Source organism: Pseudomonas sp. MF6747 (assembly GCF_963890955.1).
GTDB lineage: Bacteria > Pseudomonadota > Gammaproteobacteria > Pseudomonadales > Pseudomonadaceae > Aquipseudomonas.
In genome coordinates this window covers 38,187-51,858 of the sequence record NZ_CAWPSZ010000010.1, presented here as the reverse complement: position 1 = coordinate 51,858, position 13,672 = coordinate 38,187, and the positions used below count along the sequence as shown (strand labels likewise).

Genomic DNA, 13,672 nt, shown 5'->3' with positions numbered 1-13,672 from the left:
ACACCATGAAATGTATCTACATCGATGGTCTGCAAGCGATTCACGCGGCCAAGCCATGTAGCCTGCGTCTAAGCAAGACAAGGTAAAGAAATAAAATGGGCAGCATGCATCCCGTACAGGTGATCGCGGTGACCGGCGGCAAAGGTGGCGTCGGGAAAACTAACGTGTCAGTGAATTTGTCCCTGGCCCTGGCAGAGCTTGGCCGTCGCGTCATGCTGCTGGATGCTGACCTGGGCCTGGCGAACGTCGACGTTCTGCTGGGGCTGACACCCAAACACACCCTTGCCGATGTGATCGAGGGCCGCTGCGAGCTGCGCGATGTGCTGCTGCAAGGCCCCGGTGGCATTCGCATCGTGCCGGCCGCCTCGGGCACCCAGAGCATGGTGCACCTGAGCCCGGCGCAGCACGCCGGCCTGATCCAGGCGTTCAGCGATATCGGCGATAACCTCGACGTGCTGGTGATCGACACCGCCGCCGGCATCGGCGAGTCCGTGGTCAGCTTCGTGCGCGCCGCCCAGGAAGTGCTGCTGGTGGTCTGCGACGAACCCACCTCGATCACCGACGCCTATGCGCTGATCAAACTGCTTAACCGTGACTACGGCATGAACCGCTTCCGCGTGCTGGCCAACATGGCCCAAAGCCCGCAGGAAGGGCGCAACCTGTTCGCCAAGTTGACCAAGGTCACGGATCGCTTCCTGGATGTCGCCTTACAATATGTAGGCGCAGTTCCCTATGACGAGTGTGTACGCAAGGCTGTGCAAAAGCAGCGTGCGGTCTACGAAGCGTTCCCTCGTTCGAAGTGCGCACTGGCGTTCAAGGCTATTGCCCAGAAGGTCGATACTTGGCCGTTGCCCGCCAACCCTCGGGGGCATCTGGAGTTTTTCGTCGAGCGATTGGTGCATCAGACGAGCGCAGGACCGGTGCTATGACATCCAGCGGCTACAACCTTTACAAAAAGTCGGCACGTGACAGCCAGGGCGAATTGATCGAGCGCTATGCGCCCCTGGTCAAGCGCATTGCCTATCACTTGCTGGCACGCCTGCCGGCCAGCGTGCAGGTCGAAGACCTGATCCAGGCCGGCATGATCGGTCTGCTCGAAGTGTCGACCAAATACGACGCGAGCAAAGGCGCGAGTTTCGAGACGTATGCGGGTATCCGTATCCGTGGCGCGATGCTCGATGAAGTGCGTAAAGAGGATTGGGCGCCGCGTTCGGTACACCGCAATACGCGCATGGTCAGTGACGCAATTCGCGCAATTGAAGCAAAAACCGGTCGTGACGCTAAAGATCATGAAGTTGCGGCCGAACTCCAATTGAGTCTCGACGATTACTACGGGATTTTGAACGATACCTTGGGCAGCCGCCTGTTCAGTTTCGACGACCTGTTGCAGGACGGCGAACACGAAGGGCTGCACGAGGACGGCGCGAGTGCTCATCTCGAACCGTCACGCGACCTGGAGGACGAACGTTTCCAGGGTGCGCTGGCGGAAGCGATTGCCAATTTGCCGGAGCGTGAGCGACTGGTGTTGGCGCTGTACTACGACGAAGAGCTGAACCTCAAGGAAATCGGTGAGGTCCTGGGGGTCAGCGAATCGCGTGTCAGCCAGTTGCACAGCCAGTGCGCAGCCCGCTTGCGGGGGCGATTAGGAGAGTGGCGCGCGCGCTGACAGGCAGTGTGGGGACACTGCAGACGCTACCGCGAAGGCTTCATGCCTTCGCGGGTTCGTACCGTGGTGCCCTGGGCAGTCCTTTTTGTGTAACGCCTGTTGATTGAAATGGCGCGTCCAGGTGCTGGGCGCGTTTAAGACTGCTTGGAGGTCGAATTGGACAAGAACATGAAAATCCTCATCGTTGATGACTTCTCAACGATGCGGCGGATCATAAAAAACCTGTTGCGTGACCTTGGGTTCACCAACACGGTCGAGGCGGATGACGGCATTACGGCGATTCCGATCCTCAACAGCGGGAGCATCGACTTTCTGGTAACCGACTGGAACATGCCGGGCATGACCGGTATCGACTTGCTGCGTCACGTGCGCGCCGATGAAAAACTGCGCAGCCTGCCTGTGTTGATGGTGACCGCCGAAGCCAAGCGTGAACAGATCATCGAAGCCGCCCAAGCCGGGGTAAACGGCTACGTGGTCAAGCCATTCACTGCACTGGCCTTGAAAGAGAAGATCGAAAAAATCTTCGAACGCATCGGTCATTGATGCTGCCACGGGGGAGCTATGGAGCATAAAGAAACGTCACAGGGCGACTTTGAGTCGACCCTGAAAAAGCATGCTCACCAGTTGGTCGAAAGCCTTGAAAAAGGCCAGTTCGGCGACGCGGTGCAGTTAATCCATGAGCTTAACCAGACCCGTGACCGCGGCCTGTACCAGGAAGTGGGCAAGCTCACACGCGAGCTGCACAGTGCGATCGTCAATTTTCAGATTGACCCGCACATGCCCCAGGCCGAAGAAATTTCGCAAATCACCGATGCCACCGAACGCCTGTCCTATGTGGTCAGGCTGACTGAGGCGGCGGCCAACCGCACCATGGACCTGGTGGAAAACGCCACGCCGCTGGTCAATGGCATGGCCACCGAAGCTCAGGCGCTCAGCGTTGACTGGGGCCGCTTCATGCGTCGTGAAGTGGGGGCTGAAGAGTTTCGTGAGTTGGCGCGTCGGGTTGACGCTTTTCTGTCACGCAGCGAGCAGGAAAACCGCACGGTTTCCAGCAACCTCAATGACATTCTGCTGGCCCAGGATTACCAGGACCTCACCGGTCAGGTGATCAAGCGCGTGACCCAATTGGTCACCGAAGTGGAAAGCAACCTGCTCAAACTGGTGCTCATGGCCGGCCAGGTAGACCGTTTTGCCGGCATCGAACATGACCGCGAAGCGATCCTCTCGGAAAAAGATCCACAAAAACATCTCGCCAAGGGTGAAGGTCCGCAGATTCATGCCGATAAACGTGAAGACGTTATGTCAGGTCAGGATGACGTAGATGACCTGTTATCCAGTTTAGGCTTCTAAGGAGCACCCACATGAGCTTCGGCGCCGATGAAGAAATCCTTCAGGATTTCCTTGTAGAGGCCGGCGAAATTTTAGAGCAACTGTCCGAGCAACTGGTCGAGCTGGAAAGCCGACCGGATGATGCGAACCTGCTCAATGCAATTTTTCGCGGTTTTCACACTGTAAAAGGGGGCGCCGGCTTCCTCCAGCTCCATGAGCTGGTGGAGTGCTGTCACATCGCCGAGAACGTGTTCGACATCCTGCGCAAGGGTGAGCGGCACGTCGACTCGGAACTGATGGACGTGATTCTCGAAGCACTGGATGCGGTCAACGGCATGTTCAGCGAAGTGCGCGAACGTGCACCGATCACTGCGGCCACGCCAGAACTGCTGGCGGCCCTGGCACGCCTGGCAGAACCGGCCACGTCGGCGGCACCTGTGGCAGCGGCGCCTGAGCCGGTTGTCGAGGCTGAGCCGGATGTGACCGACAGCGAGTTCGAGCAGTTGCTCAACTCCCTCAGTGCGGTGAAGGCCGAAGCTGAAGCACCGCAAGCGCCCATTGCGCCCGCGGCGCCGACCAGCGAAGACATTACCGACGCCGAGTTCGAGTCCCTGCTTGACCAGTTGCATGGCAAGGGCCAGTTTGCCGCCGACGCCGTGGCACCTGCCGCTGCGCCGCAGGCACCGGCGGCGTCTGCCAACACCGACATTACCGACGACGAATTCGAAGCGTTGCTCGACCAGTTGCATGGCAAGGGCACCTTTGCGGCCGAAGCCTTGCCGGAAGTCGCGGCCACCGCCGCCGCACCTGCTGCCACGGCAGCACCGGCTGGCGACGGGCTGATCTCCGATCACGAATTCGAAGCCTTGCTGGATGAATTGCACGGCAAAGGCAAGTTCACCGAAGTGGCCCCGGCCGCCGCGGCGACTGCCACCCCGGTAGCCGCGAAACCTGCCCCAGCCAAAGCCGCCGCACCGGCCGCCGCCAAACCCGCTCCAGCCCCCGCAGCCGCCCCGGCGCCTGCACGGGCTGCCGCGGCGCCAGTGGCCGAGAAGCCTGCCAGTGAAGCCGAAACCACCGTACGGGTTGATACCGCACGCCTGGACGACATCATGAACATGGTCGGCGAACTGGTGCTGGTGCGTAACCGTCTGGTGCGCCTGGGCCTGAACAGCGGCGATGAAGCCATGCAAAAGGCCGTGTCGAACCTCGACGTGGTCACCGCTGACTTGCAGACCGCCGTGATGAAAACGCGGATGCAGCCGATCAAGAAAGTCTTCGGCCGCTTCCCACGCCTGGTTCGCGACCTGGCTCGTCAGCTCAAGAAAGAAATCAACCTGGAACTGGTGGGTGAAGAAACCGACCTCGACAAAAACCTGGTCGAGGCCCTGGCCGACCCGCTGGTCCACTTGGTGCGCAACGCCGTCGACCACGGCGTCGAAACGCCGGAAGAGCGCGAAGCCTCGGGCAAGTCCCGCAATGGCAAGGTGATTCTGGCGGCCGAGCAAGAGGGCGACCATATCCTGCTGTCGATCACCGATGACGGCAAAGGCATGGACCCGACGATTCTGCGCAATATCGCGGTCAAGCGTGGCGTGATGGACAAGGACGCCGCCGACCGCCTGACCGACACCGAGTGCTACAACCTGATCTTCGCCCCGGGCTTCTCGACCAAGACCGAGATTTCCGACGTGTCCGGCCGTGGCGTGGGCATGGACGTTGTAAAGACCAAGATCAGCCAGCTCAATGGTTCGATCAATATCTACTCGACCAAGGGCCAAGGCTCGAAGATCGTCATCAAGGTGCCGTTGACCCTGGCGATCATGCCAACCCTGATGGTGATGCTGGGCAACCAGGCGTTCGCCTTCCCGCTGGTCAACGTCAACGAGATCTTCCACCTCGACCTGTCGCGCACCAACGTGGTGGACGGCCAGGAAGTGGTGATCGTGCGCGACAAGGCATTGCCCCTGTTCTACCTCAAGCGCTGGCTGGTGGCTTCGGCCAAGCATGAAGAGCAGCGCGAAGGCCATGTGGTGATCTTGTCCGTGGGCACCCAGCGCATCGGCTTTGTTGTCGATCAACTGGTTGGCCAGGAAGAAGTGGTCATCAAGCCTTTGGGCAAAATGCTGCAGGGAACCCCGGGCATGTCGGGTGCGACCATCACCGGTGACGGTCGGATCGCGCTGATTCTCGATGTTCCGAGCATGCTCAAGCGTTACGCCGCACGGCGTATTTGATTCTGGTGGGGCAGGGCGGTAATGCCCGCCCCGCCTAACGGAGTGTTTATGGCAGTCAAGGTCCTGGTGGTGGACGATTCGGGTTTCTTCCGCCGCCGCGTCTCGGAAATTCTTTCCGCCGATCCAACGATTCAGGTGGTCGGCACGGCCACCAACGGCAAAGAAGCGATTGATCAAGCCATTGCGTTGAAGCCGGACGTGATCACCATGGACTACGAGATGCCGATGATGGATGGCATCACGGCTGTTCGGCACATCATGCAGCGCTGCCCGACTCCGGTGTTGATGTTCTCCTCGCTGACGCACGAAGGCGCCCGGGTCACCCTGGATGCGCTGGACGCGGGTGCCGTGGACTTCCTGCCGAAGAATTTCGAAGACATCTCGCGCAACCCCGAGAAGGTCAAGCAGATGCTGTGCGAGAAGGTGCACAGCATTTCGCGCAGTAACCGTCGCAGCCTGTTCAGTGCGCCGGCGCCGGCCCCGGTGGCAGCGCCTGCTGCGCCGACGTCGTCATTTGCGCGGCCGGTCCCTGCGCCCGTGGCACGCCCTGCGGCGCCGCCGGTGCGCGCCGCTGCACCGAGCGCGCATTCGCCTGCGCCCAAGCGCAAAGCCTACAAGCTTGTCGCTATCGGCACCTCTACCGGCGGCCCGGTGGCCTTGCAGCGGGTATTGACCCAACTGCCGGCCAACTTCCCTGCGCCGATCGTGCTGATCCAGCACATGCCCGCGGCCTTTACCAAAGCGTTCGCCGAGCGCCTGGACAAGCTGTGCCGCATCAGCGTCAAGGAAGCCGAGGATGGCGACATCCTGCGTCCTGGCCTGGCGCTGCTGGCCCCGGGCGGCAAGCAGATGATGGTCGATGGCCGTGGCGCGATCAAAATCCTGCCGGGTGACGAGCGCCTCAACTACAAGCCGTGCGTGGACATCACCTTCGGCTCGGCGGCCAAGTCCTACGGCGACAAAGTTCTGGCGGTGGTGCTCACCGGCATGGGCGCCGACGGCCGTGAAGGCGCACGCCTGCTCAAGCAGGGCGGCAGCGCCATTTGGGCCCAGGACGAAGCCAGTTGCGTGATTTATGGCATGCCCATGGCCATCGTCAAGGCTGACCTGGCCGACGCCGTCTACAGCCTGGACGACATCGGCAAGCATCTGGTGGAGGCCTGCCTCTGATGGATGTCTTGAGCCTGATTGGCATCACCATGGCGTTTGTCGCGATTATCGGCGGCAACTACCTTGAAGGCGGTCACCTTGGCGCCTTGGCCAACGGCCCGGCGGCACTGATCGTGATTGGCGGCACCGTGGGCGCCGCGTTGCTGCAGTCGCCCCTGAGTTCGTTCAAGCGCGCCATGCAGATTCTGGTGTGGATCATTTTCCCGCCACGCGTCGACCTGCCAGGCGGTATCGACCGCGTGGTCAACTGGAGCCTCACCGCGCGCAAGGAAGGCCTGCTGGGCCTGGAAGGCGTGGCCGATGCCGAGCCCGACAGCTACGCGCGCAAAGGCCTGCAATTGCTGGTGGACGGCGCCGAACCGGAGGCGATCCGCAGCATCCTCGAGGTGGATTTCTACACCCAGGAAAGCCGCGACATCAACGCCGCCAAAGTCTTTGAAAGCATGGGCGGCTACGCGCCGACCATCGGCATCATCGGTGCGGTGATGGGGTTGATCCACGTGATGGGCAACCTGGCCGACCCGTCGCAGCTGGGCAGCGGCATTGCCGTGGCGTTTGTCGCCACCATCTACGGCGTGGCGAGTGCCAACCTGGTGTTGCTGCCGGTGGCGAGCAAGCTCAAGTCGATTGCCATGCGCCAGTCGCGTTACCGCGAAATGTTGTTGGAAGGCATCTTGTCGATTGCCGAGGGTGAGAACCCGCGCTCCATCGAATTGAAGCTTCAGGGCTTCATGGATTGATGGGCATGCTTTGTGTAGGAGGGAGTTTGTGAGCCGTCGCCGCCGCGAGCCTGAAGAGCACGTCAACCATGAACGCTGGCTGGTGTCCTACGCCGACTTCATTACCTTGCTGTTCGCGTTTTTCGTGGTGATGTACTCCATCTCGTCGATCAACGAAGGCAAGTACAAAGTCATTTCCCAGGCGCTGATCGGCGTGTTCAACGACGCCGACCGTGCCCTCAAGCCGATCCCCATTGGCGAAGAGCGGCCCAAGACCGTGACCCCGGCCAAGCCGCTGGTCAACGACAGCGACGAAACCGCCGCCGGCATCGGTGGCACCAGTGACCCGCTCAAAAGCATTGCCGACGACATCAGCGCTGCGTTTGGCGACCTGATCAAATCCAACCAGATGACCGTGCGCGGCAACGAGTTGTGGGTGGAAATCGAATTGAACTCCAGCCTGCTGTTCGCCAGCGCCGATGCGATGCCGAGCGACCAGGCCTTCACCATCATCGACAAGGTGGCGGCGATCCTCAAACCGTTTGAAAACCCGATCCACGTGGAAGGCTTTACCGACAATTTCCCAATTGCCACCGCGCAGTACCCGACCAACTGGGAACTGTCCTCGGCGCGCGCCGCAAGCATCGTGCGCATGCTCGCGATGCAGGGCGTGAACCCTGGCCGGCTGGCGTCGGTGGGCTACGGTGAATTCCAGCCGGTGGCCAATAACGCCACTGCCGAAGGCCGCGCGCGCAACCGTCGTGTGGTGCTGGTGGTGTCGCGCAACCTGGATGTCCGCCGCAGCCTGACCGGCACTGGCACAGCCAATGCAACACCGGATGCGGCACTGAAGCGGGCTGGCACACAAACTGCACCGCCAACCGTTAAGCCGTCGGTTCGTCAGAGCGCCGTCAATTCTCCGTCACCGGCTCAATAACTTATGCAATGTCTCGGTCGCGCCATCGCCTGCCGGGAGGAACCAACCGAATGAGAGTCTGGGCAGTTGCCAATCAAAAGGGTGGAGTCGGCAAGACCACCACCTCCATCGCCTTAGCCGGCTTGCTGGCCGAGGCGGGCAAGCGTGTGGTCGTGGTCGACCTCGACCCGCATGGCTCGATGACCAGCTATTTCGGCTACGACCCGGATGCGCTGGAACACAGCTGCTACGACCTGTTCCTGCACAAAGGCAGCGTGCCCGCCGACTTGCCGGGGCAATTGCTGCTGCCCACCAGTAACGAAAGCATTTCCCTGCTGCCGTCCAGCACTGCGCTGGCGACCCTGGAGCGGCAGTCGCCGGGGCAGAGCGGTTTGGGCCTGGTGATCGCCAAGACCCTGGCGCAGCTGTGGCAAGACTTCGACTACGCGATCATCGACAGCCCGCCGTTGCTGGGCGTGCTGATGGTCAACGCCTTGGCGGCCAGCCAGCAGTTGGTGATCCCGGTGCAGACCGAGCACCTGGCGGTCAAAGGCCTGGAGCGCATGGTCAGCACGCTGGCGATGATTAACCGTTCGCGCAAGCAGGCGCTGCCGTTCAGCATCGTGCCGACGTTGTTCGACCGTCGTACCCAGGCGTCCCTTGGCACCTTGCGGGTCTTGCGCGATGCCTACCCGGACACCATCTGGAATGGCTACATCCCGGTCGACACGCGCCTGCGCGACGCCAGCCGCGCGGGCCTGACGCCTTCGCAGTTCGATGGCAAAAGCCGTGGCGTGCTGGCGTACCGCGCGTTGCTCAAGCATTTGCTGTCGCAACAGCTTGTGGCGCAGGTGGCGTGATGAACCGTCCCGTTGAACTCAAGACCCGGCCGCAACTGGCGCTGGAATCCTACCTGGATGCCTTGCTGCAGGACGCGACCGCGGAGCAACTGCCCGAACCGATTCTGCTGCTTGAACCGGTGGTAGAAGCCGAAAGCACGCTGGATGAGTTCCAGTTGGCAGTGCTCGAAGAACAAGCCCGCGATGCGCACCTGGCGCCTGTGGTTGAGCCGATAGAGCCGATTGCGCCAGCGGTGGTGGCGCCCGTGGTGGTCGAGCCGGTGGTGGAAGTCCATCTGCCGCCGAGCATCACCCCGCCGCCAGTCACCGGAGATGGCCGCCCGGCGTGGGCCGCCGAGCCGTTCGAATGCCTGTTGTTCGATGTCGCCGGGTTGACCCTGGCGGTGCCGCTGGTGTGCCTGGGCTCGATCTATTCGCTGGAAGGCCAGGAGCTGACGCCGCTGTTCGGGCAACCGGAGTGGTTTCTCGGCATCCTGCCAAGCCAGGCCGGCAACCTCAAGGTGCTGGACACCGCGCGCTGGGTAATGCCCGACCGCTACCGCGATGATTTTCGCCAGGGTTTGCAGTATGTGATTTCTGTTCAGGGCTACGAGTGGGGGCTGGCGGTGCATCAAGTCAGCCGCTCGTTGCGCCTGGACCCCAATGAAATCAAATGGCGCAGCCACCGGGGCCAACGGCCGTGGTTGGCCGGCACCGTGATTGAACACATGTGCGCGTTGCTCGACGTCGCCGAACTGGCTGAGTTGATCGCCAGCGGCGCGGTAAAAGCGATGCCGCAGAACAAACGCAGTTGATTGAACAATAAGGCCCGCATGCGAGTGCGGTCAGCGAAGTACATACGCCGTGAAAACGGTATTTGAAGGGGTCCGAGGAATGAACAAGTCAGCATCCGCACAAGGTTTGGTCGATGATCCAATCCTGCAATGGGTAACCTTCAAACTGGACAACGAGTCCTACGGCATCAACGTGATGCGCGTGCAGGAAGTGTTGCGCTACACCGAGATCGCGCCGGTACCGGGTGCGCCGAGCTACGTACTGGGCATCATCAACCTGCGCGGCAACGTGGTGACCGTGATCGACACCCGCCAGCGTTTTGGCCTGGTGCCGACCGAGGTTAACGACAACACGCGTATCGTCATCATCGAGGCCGACAAGCAAGTGGTCGGGATCATGGTCGACAGCGTGGCCGAAGTGGTTTACCTGCGCCAATCGGAAGTCGAAACCGCGCCGAACGTGGGCAACGAGGAATCGGCCAAGTTCATCCAGGGCGTGTGCAACAAGAACGGCGAACTGCTGATTCTGGTTGAGCTGGACAAGATGATGAGCGAAGAAGAATGGCAGGACCTGGAGAACATCTGATTGTTTCTTGAAGCGGCGGTGATTGTCCTGGCCCTGTTGTGGGCCGGGACCTTGGCGTTTCTGCTGCGCTATATGCGCCAGCAACGCGAATTGGCCCAGCAACAGGCCGAGCGCGATACCGTGCGTGACCGGCGCATTCTTGACCTGGTCAAGCGCGTGGATCACTTCCAGCAGACTGCGGTAAAGGTCGGGGACGAGGTGCATGAACTGCGCGCGATTCTCGGGCCGCTGCCGGACAAGCTGGCGCAGATCGAACAACGCGACCCTTCGAGCCTGTCGTTCGCCCAGGCGGCGAAGCTGGTGGGCATGGGCGCGACCGTGGATGAGCTGACGCAGTCGTGTGGCTTGACCCAGGCTGAAGCGCAATTGATGAGTAAGTTGCACAAAAGCTGACGCAGGTTGCTGCACCTGTCCGACGTTGCTGGCAGGCTTTGCTGTGGGAGCTGGCTTGCCTGCGATGCGGATACCTCGGTACACGAGGCACACTCGATAGATGCCATCTGACATTTGTGCCTCGCCCTCGGACGGGTTAGAGCGTGCAGGCGAGCATTTGCGCCGACTGTTCAATCCAGCGGCATGCGCTGTCTGCCGACGGCAAGCAATGGGATGCCGTAGAACCTGTGCCCAACGGCAAGGTATCGATGTGCAACGCGATCGATAACTTCCAGGCGGCCAATAAATTTGCGTCTCCGATGGCTTTTTTTCCTCCGGCCAAGGTCCACATCCTTCAAGCACCTTTGAACCCAGGAGAATCCCCGCATGACCACCCCCAAGGCACTGTTGATCCTGCACGGCAAGCAAGCCCTCAACGAGGACGTGCGCGCCGCCGTGCAGGCCCGTCGTGAGCAGGGCTGGGAGCTGGCGGTGCGGGTCACTTGGGAGGGCGGCGACGCCCAGCGCATCGTCAATGAGGCCCTGGCCGACGGCTATACCCACCTGATCGCCGGTGGCGGCGACGGCACGTTGCGCGATGTGGCCGAAGCCATGGCGCTGGCCAAGACCGACGCCAGCCTGGTGCTGGTGCCGTTGGGCACCGCCAATGATTTTGCCCGCGCCGCCGGTGTGCCGCTGCAGCCTGCGCATGCGCTGGCGCTGCTGGACGTACCGCCCAAAGCCATCGACCTCGGCCAGGCTGGCGGGCAAATGTTCCTCAATATGGCCACTGGCGGGTTTGGCAGCCAGGTCACGGCCAACACCTCCGAAGACCTGAAAAAAGTCCTCGGCGGCGCGGCCTACCTGTTCACCGGGTTGACGCGTTTCAGTGAGCTGAAGGCTGCCTATGGCGAGCTGGAAGGGCCGGGCTTCCATTGGAAGGGCGACCTGCTCGCGCTGGGGATCGGCAACGGTCGTCAGGCGGGCGGCGGGCATGTGCTGTGCCCTGGCGCGTTGGCCGACGATGGCTTGCTGGATATCAGCATTCTGCCGGCACCTCAGGAGGTGGTTGGCACGCTGATGACGCTGATGAGCGACGGCTGGGGCCTGGACAACATGTTCGTGCGCGCGCGCCTGCCGTGGGTCGAGATCAAAGTGGCCGAAGGGCTGTATATCAACCTGGACGGTGAACCGTTAAAAGGCGATGACCTGCGGTTCTCTGCACTGCCCAAAGCCTTGCGTGTACACCTGCCGCTGAACTCGCCGCTAATCGTCCAGGCTGATGATCTGCTCGCGAACGGCGAATAGCACCAGGCCTGCCACGTCGAATATCTGCAGGCGCTTCATGATTTGCGAGCGATGCGCCTCCACGGTCTTGATGCTCAGGCCCAGGCCGTGGGCGATCTCCCGGGTGGATTTGCCGCGCACGATCAGGCGCAGAATTTCCAGCTGACGCGCCGTGAGGTTGTGGCTGTGGGCGACGGGGGACGTCGGCCCCTGGCTGCGGAGCAGCGCCTGATTGATCACGGTGTGGGCAATCGCCGGGCTCAGGTAGCGCTCGTTGTTGCGCAAGGCGAGCAGGGCGTGTTCCAACTCGTTGGCGGTGGTGTCCTTGAGCAGGTAGCCATGGGCGCCGGACTCCAGCGCCCGCATGATCAGCTCCGGGTCGGTGTGCATCGACAGGATCAGTACTTTGCTTTTGGGGTAGGCCGCCTTGAGTTGCTGCAATGCGTCCAGGCCACCGACGTGCTTCATCGACAGGTCCAGCAGCACGATATCCGGCTGCAGCGCGCTGAACTTTTCCAGTAACTGCGCGCCGTCACTGGCTTCACCGATCACGGTGTAGCCGGGAATATCCTGGATCAGCGCGCGCACGCCGGCCCGAATCAGTGCGTGGTCATCCACCAGAAGTAAATTGCAGGTCACTCGAGAACCTTAGGGGAACTGGCCCGTTCGAGGGCGCGCGGCGCCCAGGGGAAAAGCGCGTCGATCCGGGTCCCTTTGCCAGGCTGGCTGTTGACGGACAAAGTGCCCCCCAACTGATCTATCCGCTCGGACATGCCGGCCATGCCCCGTTGGCCTTCCAGGCCAGGGTTGATGGCAGGCGAGAAGCCCAGGCCGTCGTCGCAGATCATCAGCGACAGGCCTTCGGGCAGGCGTTGCAGGCGCACCAGCAGGTTGTGCGCCTGGGCATGGCGAAGCATGTTGGTCACCGCTTCCTGGGTGATCCGAAAGGCCGCCACGGCCATCTCTTCGGGAATGCCGGTCAGCCGTTGCTGGCATTCCAGGCTCCAGTGCACCGGGGTGTTTTCCAGGGTCTTGAGCAGGTGCGCGCGCAGGCTGGCTTCCAACCCCAGGCTAGCCAGCTGCCTCGGGTTGAGAATGGCCGAGACGTCGCGCACTTTGGCCAGGGTTTCATTCAAGGTGTTGCACAGCACCGTGCACTGGCTTTGCAGGTCTGGCGGCAAGCGGCGCTTGAGCCATTCGCTTTGCAGCTTGGCGGCAGTGAGCAGTTGGCCGATGTCGTCATGCAATTCGCGGCTGAGGCGATGCCGTTCGTTTTCTTGCACTTGCAGCAAGCGATCGGCCAATTCCTGCGGCTGGAATTTTATCGATTTGCGCGAGCGCCACTGTTGCACGCCCACCACCAGCAACGTGGCCAGGTTGAGCAAAGGGATCAACAACGGCAACGGTGCGGAACGGGTATAGGCCCACAGGCTGACCAGCAAGGAGCAAAGGCACAGGGCGAGAACGATGCGGCGGGCATTGCTGCGGGACACGGCTCCTGCGATGAGTGACTTTAGGCTGGCGTACATAGCGGATGGAGCCAATGAAGGTTCGCTGCGGGAAGACCGGTCACGGCGGCTGACGGGGCTCTGTTTGGAATGCGGTGCCGAAACATCTTTTATACATCATGAAGTTGAGTCACTTCGAGCGGGGCATAGTACCACCACTATTACCGTTGGTCGCCTGGCGACTCGCCTCATGGGTTATTAACCACGCATACATTCCCAGGGCCCTAATCTGCGCGTTAAAGGGTCCCG

The 13,672-nt window shown here is 61.6% G+C and carries 16 protein-coding genes; 13 read left to right on the top strand and 3 right to left on the bottom strand.

Features of this window, described 5'->3' with window-relative positions; genetic code table 11:
* The first annotated feature begins 95 nt into the window (after positions 1-95).
* From fleN to AACW30_RS11360, 12 genes are all read left to right on the top strand, one after another.
* The gene (gene fleN, locus AACW30_RS11415; RefSeq protein WP_003192912.1) at positions 96-929 is read left to right on the top strand and encodes a flagellar synthesis regulator FleN; all 834 of its coding nucleotides are present in this window, start codon (positions 96-98) and stop codon (positions 927-929) included.
* Complete coding sequence (gene fliA / locus AACW30_RS11410; protein ID WP_200625052.1) at positions 926-1,666, top strand: RNA polymerase sigma factor FliA; 741 nt, start codon at positions 926-928, stop codon at positions 1,664-1,666. The genes fleN and fliA overlap by 4 nt, the downstream gene beginning before the upstream one ends.
* Positions 1,667-1,834: 168 nt before the next feature.
* Positions 1,835-2,209 (top strand): chemotaxis response regulator CheY, encoded by a 375-nt coding sequence (locus AACW30_RS11405; protein ID WP_005790040.1) that lies wholly within the window; start codon positions 1,835-1,837, stop codon positions 2,207-2,209.
* A gap of 18 nt (positions 2,210-2,227) precedes the next feature.
* Positions 2,228-3,016: a protein phosphatase CheZ gene (locus AACW30_RS11400; RefSeq protein ID WP_106576471.1), complete on the top strand. Its 789-nt coding sequence runs from the start codon at positions 2,228-2,230 to the stop codon at positions 3,014-3,016.
* A gap of 11 nt (positions 3,017-3,027) precedes the next feature.
* On the top strand, positions 3,028-5,232 hold the full coding sequence (locus AACW30_RS11395) for a chemotaxis protein CheA (protein ID WP_200625051.1): 2,205 nt from the start codon (positions 3,028-3,030) through the stop codon (positions 5,230-5,232).
* Positions 5,233-5,280: 48 nt separating this feature from the next.
* Positions 5,281-6,402 carry a protein-glutamate methylesterase/protein-glutamine glutaminase gene (locus AACW30_RS11390; RefSeq protein WP_119742312.1) on the top strand — a complete coding sequence of 374 codons (1,122 nt, stop codon included), beginning with the start codon at positions 5,281-5,283 and terminating at the stop codon, positions 6,400-6,402.
* Positions 6,402-7,142, top strand: coding sequence for a flagellar motor protein (locus AACW30_RS11385; protein ID WP_005790033.1), 741 nt, complete (start codon positions 6,402-6,404; stop codon positions 7,140-7,142). Before AACW30_RS11390 ends, AACW30_RS11385 begins: the two co-directional genes overlap by 1 nt.
* A gap of 28 nt (positions 7,143-7,170) precedes the next feature.
* Positions 7,171-8,058, top strand: a complete 888-nt coding sequence (gene motD / locus AACW30_RS11380) for a flagellar motor protein MotD (RefSeq protein WP_106576474.1) — start codon at positions 7,171-7,173, stop codon at positions 8,056-8,058.
* Between the two features lie 50 nt (positions 8,059-8,108).
* Positions 8,109-8,897 carry a ParA family protein gene (locus tag AACW30_RS11375; protein ID WP_014719332.1) on the top strand — a complete coding sequence of 263 codons (789 nt, stop codon included), beginning with the start codon at positions 8,109-8,111 and terminating at the stop codon, positions 8,895-8,897.
* Positions 8,897-9,691: a CheW domain-containing protein gene (locus AACW30_RS11370; RefSeq protein WP_200625050.1), complete on the top strand. Its 795-nt coding sequence runs from the start codon at positions 8,897-8,899 to the stop codon at positions 9,689-9,691. The genes AACW30_RS11375 and AACW30_RS11370 overlap by 1 nt, the downstream gene beginning before the upstream one ends.
* A gap of 79 nt (positions 9,692-9,770) precedes the next feature.
* Positions 9,771-10,256 carry a chemotaxis protein CheW gene (locus AACW30_RS11365; RefSeq protein ID WP_106576477.1) on the top strand — a complete coding sequence of 162 codons (486 nt, stop codon included), beginning with the start codon at positions 9,771-9,773 and terminating at the stop codon, positions 10,254-10,256.
* On the top strand, positions 10,257-10,649 hold the full coding sequence (locus tag AACW30_RS11360; RefSeq protein ID WP_200625049.1) for a DUF2802 domain-containing protein: 393 nt from the start codon (positions 10,257-10,259) through the stop codon (positions 10,647-10,649).
* Positions 10,650-10,785: 136 nt separating this feature from the next.
* Here the strand turns inward: AACW30_RS11360 and AACW30_RS11355 are convergent, their stop codons facing one another.
* Entirely contained in the window at positions 10,786-10,980 is a 195-nt protein-coding gene (locus AACW30_RS11355; RefSeq protein ID WP_339385054.1) for a hypothetical protein, read from the bottom strand.
* 35 nt (positions 10,981-11,015) lie between these two features.
* Between AACW30_RS11355 and yegS the strand changes: the two genes are divergently transcribed.
* Positions 11,016-11,936 carry a lipid kinase YegS gene (gene yegS / locus AACW30_RS11350; protein WP_200625048.1) on the top strand — a complete coding sequence of 307 codons (921 nt, stop codon included), beginning with the start codon at positions 11,016-11,018 and terminating at the stop codon, positions 11,934-11,936.
* Here the strand turns inward: yegS and AACW30_RS11345 are convergent.
* Both AACW30_RS11345 and AACW30_RS11340 read right to left on the bottom strand, forming a co-directional pair.
* The gene (locus AACW30_RS11345) at positions 11,895-12,554 is read right to left on the bottom strand and encodes a response regulator (protein WP_200625047.1); all 660 of its coding nucleotides are present in this window, start codon (positions 12,552-12,554) and stop codon (positions 11,895-11,897) included. The two genes, yegS and AACW30_RS11345, sit on opposite strands and share 42 nt — an antisense overlap.
* The gene (locus tag AACW30_RS11340) at positions 12,551-13,444 is read right to left on the bottom strand and encodes a sensor histidine kinase (RefSeq protein ID WP_200625046.1); all 894 of its coding nucleotides are present in this window, start codon (positions 13,442-13,444) and stop codon (positions 12,551-12,553) included. The genes AACW30_RS11345 and AACW30_RS11340 overlap by 4 nt, the downstream gene beginning before the upstream one ends.
* Positions 13,445-13,672: the final 228 nt, after the last annotated feature.

Coding starts and splice junctions, on each gene's coding strand:
- fleN (WP_003192912.1), top strand. CDS start 96: ATGGGCAGCATGCATCCCGTACAGGTGATCGCGGTGACCGGCGGCAAA.
- fliA (WP_200625052.1), top strand. CDS start 926: ATGACATCCAGCGGCTACAACCTTTACAAAAAGTCGGCACGTGACAGC.
- AACW30_RS11405 (WP_005790040.1), top strand. CDS start 1,835: ATGAAAATCCTCATCGTTGATGACTTCTCAACGATGCGGCGGATCATA.
- AACW30_RS11400 (WP_106576471.1), top strand. CDS start 2,228: ATGGAGCATAAAGAAACGTCACAGGGCGACTTTGAGTCGACCCTGAAA.
- AACW30_RS11395 (WP_200625051.1), top strand. CDS start 3,028: ATGAGCTTCGGCGCCGATGAAGAAATCCTTCAGGATTTCCTTGTAGAG.
- AACW30_RS11390 (WP_119742312.1), top strand. CDS start 5,281: ATGGCAGTCAAGGTCCTGGTGGTGGACGATTCGGGTTTCTTCCGCCGC.
- AACW30_RS11385 (WP_005790033.1), top strand. CDS start 6,402: ATGGATGTCTTGAGCCTGATTGGCATCACCATGGCGTTTGTCGCGATT.
- AACW30_RS11375 (WP_014719332.1), top strand. CDS start 8,109: ATGAGAGTCTGGGCAGTTGCCAATCAAAAGGGTGGAGTCGGCAAGACC.
- AACW30_RS11370 (WP_200625050.1), top strand. CDS start 8,897: ATGAACCGTCCCGTTGAACTCAAGACCCGGCCGCAACTGGCGCTGGAA.
- AACW30_RS11365 (WP_106576477.1), top strand. CDS start 9,771: ATGAACAAGTCAGCATCCGCACAAGGTTTGGTCGATGATCCAATCCTG.
- AACW30_RS11355 (WP_339385054.1), bottom strand. CDS start 10,980: ATGTGGACCTTGGCCGGAGGAAAAAAAGCCATCGGAGACGCAAATTTA.
- yegS (WP_200625048.1), top strand. CDS start 11,016: ATGACCACCCCCAAGGCACTGTTGATCCTGCACGGCAAGCAAGCCCTC.
- AACW30_RS11340 (WP_200625046.1), bottom strand. CDS start 13,444: ATGTACGCCAGCCTAAAGTCACTCATCGCAGGAGCCGTGTCCCGCAGC.